This is a genomic window from Streptomyces sp. SM1 (genome assembly GCF_002910825.1).
GTDB classification, from domain to species: Bacteria; Actinomycetota; Actinomycetes; order Streptomycetales; family Streptomycetaceae; genus Streptomyces; species Streptomyces okerensis.
Genome location: NZ_NEUB01000379.1, coordinates 1 through 6,331, shown reverse-complemented (window position 1 = coordinate 6,331; position 6,331 = coordinate 1). Strand labels below are relative to the sequence as shown.

Below are 6,331 nucleotides of genomic sequence, written 5' to 3'. Positions count from 1 at the left end.
GGAGCACGATCCGTGCCTCGTCGGCCCAGCGGTCCACGGCGCAGTGGTGTCCGGGCGGGAGGGGCCCGGGCGGCTCGGATCCTGGCGGCGGCCGGTCGGCACCGGAGCGGACCCGCAGTTCACCGGTCCTGCGGGCGTCCCACAGGTGGCGGTGCAGGTCCAGGCGGAACCGGGGCGCGGGACGCGGGTGCGGATGGTGCCGGGCGTCGGCGCCGAGGCGCGAGGTGTCCCACAGGGCGAGGCTGATCCGCTGGCCGCCGTCCGCCCAGGCGGGCGGCGGCCGGACCACGAGGTACACCGGGTCCGGGCGGTCGTAGCGGGCCAGGGCAAGGGTGCGGCCCGGGCGCAGCAGTCCGTCGGGGTCGACTCGCGGCATGTGCCAGCGCAGCAGGTCGGGCGCCAAGTGCCGGAGATCGGACCGGATTCGGGCCGCGAGCTCCCGGCCATGGGTGCGGGCCAGGGTACGGAGGCGGAGGTCGACGTCGATACCGGCCGCGGCGCACGCGCCTGCCCAGTCGCCGGCGCGTCGGCGGGCGGTCGCGGTCTCGATCATGGAGGGCGGCACGGCGTACTCACGCACGCGCAGCCAGAGGGAGAGGCGGGAGTCCCCGTCCACGGAAGGTGTGTGCATCAGCACTCACCTTGCTTGGACGGGACCCCCAATCCGAGAACGGGGTATGTGGTCATCGCGGCGAGCGTAGCCCGTCACTCACACCGTGTCAGGTGCCTTTCGCGGTCGGCTCCGGTCACCGGGCTCTCCGGTGGGCACGGTGGTCAACCCCTGGGCGGGGACGACGGTTTCCCGTCCATGCGTCTTCTGACCCGCACGTCCGAACACTCCGACGCGCGTTCCGCACGTCTGCGGAAGCGGAGGGGGTCGTCTCCCGGGCCGGCCCGCGACGCACGGAGCGCCGGGGATACCGCGGGTCCCGGGCGGAGCGGTGAACGCCCTCGTCGCGGGGCCCGCGGGGTCCCCGGATTCCTCCGGCCGGTTCGCTAGCGGCGGCTGCGCACCAGTACGTACAGGAAGTACGGCGTACCGATCACGGCCGTCATGAGGCCGGCGCCCAGCTGGGCCGGCGCGATGACGGTGCGGCCCAGCAGGTCCGCGGCGCACACCAGTACGGCGCCCAGGAGCAGGGCGACCGGGAGGACCCGGGTGTGCCGTCGTCCGACGAGGGCGCGGGCCGCGTGCGGGGCGACCAGACCGACGAAGCCGATGGTGCCTGCGGCGGACACGGCGGTCGCGGTGAGCAGGACGCTCACCACGAGGAAGCCCAGCCTGCCCCGCGCCAGGTCGAGGCCCAGCAGCCGGGGGGTGTCCTCGTCGAGGGAGACCAGGTCGAGTTCCCGGTGCCGGATCCCGGCCACCACGACGGCGACGGCGAGCACGGCGGCGAGGGGCACCACGTCGGGCAGGGTCCTGCCGTAGGTGGAGCCCGACAGCCAGGTGAGGGCCTTGGTGGCGTTGAACGGGTCGGTGAGCACGATCAGCAGGCTGATCAGGGCCGTCGTACCGGCCGCGACACCGACGCCGACGAGGACCAGCCGGTTCTGCTGGAACCCTCCGCGCGCGGCGAGGCCGAACACGACGACCGCGGTGACCGCGGATCCCGCGAACGCGGCCCCGGCGATGCCCCACGCCCCGGCGACGGGGACGCTGGTCACGAGGATCACGGCACCGAGGGCGCCGCCGCCGGAGACGCCGAGGACGGCGGGTTCCGCGAGCGGGTTGCGGGTGACGGCCTGCACCAGGGTGCCGGCCAGCGCGAGTGCCGCGCCGGCGAGGAGCGCGGCGAGCACGCGGGGCACACGGGTCTCCAGGACGAAGGAGACGGTGCGGCCGGCCCTGCCCTGCAGCCAGTTGGCCACGTCGCCGAGCAGCAGCTTGCTGTCGCCCACGAGGACGGCGGCGACGGTGACGCCGACCAGGGCGAGCGAGAGCACGAGGAGGGTGGTGACGAAGACGGCGCGGCTGCGGATGAGCAGTCTGTCCGGTGCCGGGGCTCCGGCGGTGTCGCGGAGCCGGGCCGCCATCACCACCAGGAACACCGCGCCGACGAGGCTGGTGACCACACCGGTGGGGACGGCGACCGCGGTGTCCGAGTCGATGAACGCGCGCAGCAGCACGTCCGCGCCGAGAACCAGCGCGGCGCCGACCAGGCCGGCGAGCGGCACTCCGGCCCGCAGCCTGGTGATCCCGCGGAACCAGCGGGCGAGCGGGCGGACGAGGGCCGGGGCGCACAGGCCGACGAAGCCGATGGGGCCGGCGAGGGTGACGGCCGCCGCGGAGAGCAGTGTCGCGAGTACGACGGTGGTGATCCGGGTGGCGCGCACGGGGACGCCGAGTCCGCGGGCGGTGTCGTCGCCGAGGGCGAGGGCGTCGACCCTGCGGGCGATGAGCAGCAGGCCGGCGAGTCCGGCGACGGCGACGGGCAGCATCTGGAGCACACCGTCGAAGCCGTTCTGGCCGATGCTTCCCTGGTTCCACTGGTAGAGGCCCTCGGTCTCCTGCGGGAACAGCAGCAGCAGTCCCTGGGTGACGGCGGTCAGTCCGAGGGCGAGCGCGGTACCGGCGAGCACGAGGCGTACGGTGCCCGCGCCGAGGCCCGACAGTCCGAGGACGACGGCCGCCGCCGCGAGCCCGCCGGCGAAGGCGACACCCGAGGAGGCGAGCAGCGGCAGCGACACACCGGTGACGGCGGCGATGCCGAGGGCGAGGTAGGAGCCGGCGTTGACGGCCAGGGTGTCGGGAGAGGCCAGGACGTTGCGGCTGACCGCCTGCAGGGCGATGCCGGCCATGCCGAGGGCCGCGCCGACGAGGAGACCGGCGGTCATCCTGGGCAGCCGTGAGGCGATGACGACGGACGCGTCGGCCGGGTCTGCCCGTCCGGTGAGGGCCTTGAGTACCTCGGCCGGGCCGACCGCGGCCGTGCCCTGGGCGATGTCGACGACGGCGAGGGCGGCGACCAGGAGCACGAGCGCGGTCGTCACCGCGGCCGCGCCCGTCCGGGACGACACCGTCGCCGGACGGGCGGTGGGAGTGGTGGCGGTGACGGCCATCGCGCTACTTCGTCAGCGAGGCGACGAGGGCGTCGGTGTACGCCTCCATCGAGCCGGTGCCACCGAACATCCAGATGCCGTCGTCCAGCCGGTGCACGTCACCGGACTTCACGAACGGCAGCGACTTCCATATGGAGTTGCCGGCGAGCTCCTTGCCGAAGGGGTCGCTGGCGGCGTCGTCCTCGTTGCCGATGTAGACGAACTGCACCTCGCCCAGGCCGGTCAGCCCCTCGACGTCGGTGGCGGCCAGACCGTACGCCTCGTCGCCCTTCAGCTTCCAGGCGTTCTTCAGTCCGAGCCGCTCGTTGATCCCGCCGATGAGTGAACCGGCGGTGTAGGGGCGGAGGGAGACCTGGTTGGCGCTGACGTATCCGTCGGCGAAGGCGATCTCCGCGCCGTCCAGGCCGGCGTCCGCGAGGGCCTTCGTGCCCTCGGCGAGCTTGGCGTCGAAGTCCTTCTTCAGGGTCGTGGCGCGCTCGGTGGTGCCGGTGGCCTCGGCGATGAGGTCGAGGTTCTCCAGCATCTGCCCGACCGGGTCGGAGGCGTCGGCGGACGTCACCGTGACGACCGGGGCGGCCTTGCGCAACTGCTTGAGGGCGCCCGGCTGCAGGTCGCTGGTGGCGACGATGAGGTCGGGCTCGAGCGAGGCGATGGTGTCCATGCTGGGCTCGCCGCGGGTGCCGATGTCCTTGGGCTCGTTCTTGAGCGGGACGGCGGAGTCCCACGTCCGGTACCCCTTGACGTCGGCCACGCCGACCGGGTCGACGCCCAGCGAGATCAGGTGCTCGACCACGTTCCACTCGGTGCCGACGACCTTCTCGGCGGGGCCGTCGAGTTCGATCTTCGCGCCGGTGGCGTCGGTGAGGGTGATCGCCTCGGTGGACTCCTTGGCCTCGTCGGCGGCGGGTTCGGTGGTGCCGCAGGCGGCGAGCAGGAGGGCGGCGGCAGCCAGGGGCGCGGTGCGCAGGAGGCGTCTCATGAGGTGGTACGGAGCCTTTCGCTTCGGGTGTGGTGGCGGCCGATGGCGCGGGTGCGCAGCCGGCCGGTCAGGGGGTCGGTGTCGACCTCGATCCGGATGCCGTAGACCTCGGTCAGGCGTTCCGGGGTGAGGACGTCCTCGGGGCGGCCCTCCGCGACGACACGGCCGGACGCGAGGAGCACGATCCGGTCGGCGACGGCCGCCGCCTGGTCGAGGTCGTGCAGGACGACACCGACCGCGATGCCGTGCTCCTCCGCCAGGTCGCGTACCAGGTCGAGGAGTTCGACCTGGTAGCGCAGGTCGAGGTAGGTGGTGGGTTCGTCGAGGAGGAGGACGCCGGTCTCCTGGGCGAGGCAGCCGGCCAGCCATACGCGCTGGAGCTGGCCGCCGGAGAGGTGTTCGGCTCCGCGCTCGGCGAGCTCCGCGACACCGGTCAGGGCGAGTGCGCGGTCCACCGCGGCGCGGCCGCCGGGGTCCGTGCCGCCCCATCGGCCGCGGTGCGGGTAGCGGCCGAACTCGACGACGTCGCGCACGCTCAGCCCGCTGGGGGTGGGGCGTCCCTGCAGCAGCAGGGCGACGCGGCGGGAGAACTCCCGGGGGCTGAGCGCCAGCGCGTCGGTGCCCGCGTCGATCGTGAGCGAGGCACTGCGTGGCCGCTGCAGCCGGGCGACCGTGCGCAGCAGGGTCGACTTGCCGCTGCCGTTCGGGCCCACCAGGGCGGTCACTTCGCCGGGCCGCAGGGTCAGTGCCGCGCCGTGCACGACGTCGGTGCCGTCGTACGCCACGGTCACATCGGTGGCCGACAGTTCGTGCCCACGCGGGCCCAGGGCCGCCTCTTCACCAGGAATCACGAGGCAAGGTTAGCCTACCCTTAATTCGAATGATCAGGGGGGACCCGCGGCAGCTCCGGATGGGTCCTGCCTGTCTGTCAGAAGGCGTAGCGCACACCCAGCCACGGCGTGTGGCGGTCGAGGAGTGCGCGCAGCTCGGCGAGGGCGCGCCGTTTGATGTCGGCGCGGTAGCGGAGGTTGAGGGCGCCGTTCTGGGAGCGTTTGGTCTCCTGGGCGGTGGGCTGCCACAGGACGTCCTCGCCGCGCGGATGCCAGCGGAGGTTGACCTCGTGCAGGTCCGCGTTGTGGGTGAGCATGATGACCTCGGCCAGCGCCTGCCGTTTGACGCGCGGCGGCAGTACGTCGTCCATGTGCCGCAGCAGCTCCGTCCAGGCCTCCTGCCAGCCGGGGCGGACGACGACGGGCGAGAGGTTGAAGTGCACCTCGTAGCCCGCGTCCAGGAAGTCCGCGGCGGCGGCGATCCGGCGGTCGACCGGGCTGGTGCGCAGGTCGAGCAGGCGCGAGTCCTCGGCAGGCATCACCGAGAACCGGACGCGGGTGCGGCCGCGCGGGTCGAGGTCCAGGAGGTCGGGGTTGACGAACTTGGTCGCGAAGGACGCCTTCGCGGTAGGCCAGTCACGGAAGGCGCGGACCAGGTCCGCGGTGTTGTCGCAGACGAGGGCGTCGACGGAGCAGTCGCCGTTCTCCCCGATGTCGTACACCCAGGCCTCGGGGTCGCACTGGTTGGGCTCCGGTTTGGGGCCCCGGCCGGCGACGTGGCGTCCCAGGTGGGCGATGATCCGGTCGATGTTGGTGAAAAGGGTGATCGGGTTGGCGAAGCCCTTGCGGCGGGGCACGTAGCAGTACACGCAGGACAGGGCGCAGCCGTTGGACGGGCCGGGGGCGATCCAGTCGGCGGAGCGGCCGTTGGGGCGCGTGGTGAGGGTCTTCTTCACGCCCAGCACGAGGGTCTCGCGTTTGATCCGCATCCAGCGGTCGGCGCTTCCCTCGTTGCCGTGCAGCTCGGGGATGCGCCAGTGGGAGTCCACCTCGATCAGCCGGGCGCCGGGGAACCGGGCCAGGATCTCCCGGCCGCGGGGCGAGACGGCGGCGGCCGGTTCGGCGTGGATCTCGCGGATCGCGAGGAGCCTGCGTGCGTGCTCGGAGTCCCGGAACGGGGAGGCGACGGGCCCCGGCCGGCGGGCCGCCGGCTTCAGCGGCAGCTCGTCGAGGCCGAAGAGCGGCTCCTGCGGGCCGTGGGACGGGGAGGAGTGGTGGGGCATGTCCTGACCGGCTGCTCGGACGGGGGGCGGTATGCGGCGTTCTCTCCACTGTACGGTGCGGAGCCGCTGGCCGCGGTTGGCGGCGTCGCAGGTCGCTGGGTGTGCCGGTCCGCTTCGAAGGCGCCGGGTCGGTCGCACGGCGTCCTGCCGGCATCGGCTCCGCGCGCGGCCGCGGG

General features: G+C 73.4%; 4 protein-coding genes and 1 pseudogene. All 5 read right to left on the bottom strand.

The features are described 5' to 3' along the window. Positions 1 to 631 (bottom strand): annotated as a pseudogene (locus B9S61_RS09685) (hypothetical protein); the annotation flags it as partial. A 365-nt stretch (positions 632 to 996) separates the two neighbouring features. Then, on the bottom strand, positions 997 to 3,063 hold the full coding sequence (locus tag B9S61_RS09680) for an iron ABC transporter permease (RefSeq protein WP_103541900.1): 2,067 nt from the start codon (positions 3,061 to 3,063) through the stop codon (positions 997 to 999). 4 nt (positions 3,064 to 3,067) lie between these two features. Next, positions 3,068 to 4,042: an iron-siderophore ABC transporter substrate-binding protein gene (locus B9S61_RS09675; protein WP_103541899.1), complete on the bottom strand. Its 975-nt coding sequence runs from the start codon at positions 4,040 to 4,042 to the stop codon at positions 3,068 to 3,070. After that, positions 4,039 to 4,893 (bottom strand): ABC transporter ATP-binding protein, encoded by an 855-nt coding sequence (locus B9S61_RS09670; protein ID WP_103541898.1) that lies wholly within the window; start codon positions 4,891 to 4,893, stop codon positions 4,039 to 4,041. The genes B9S61_RS09675 and B9S61_RS09670 overlap by 4 nt, the downstream gene beginning before the upstream one ends. A gap of 77 nt (positions 4,894 to 4,970) precedes the next feature. Continuing rightward, positions 4,971 to 6,155 carry a spore photoproduct lyase family protein gene (locus B9S61_RS09665; protein ID WP_103541897.1) on the bottom strand — a complete coding sequence of 395 codons (1,185 nt, stop codon included), beginning with the start codon at positions 6,153 to 6,155 and terminating at the stop codon, positions 4,971 to 4,973. Positions 6,156 to 6,331: the final 176 nt, after the last annotated feature.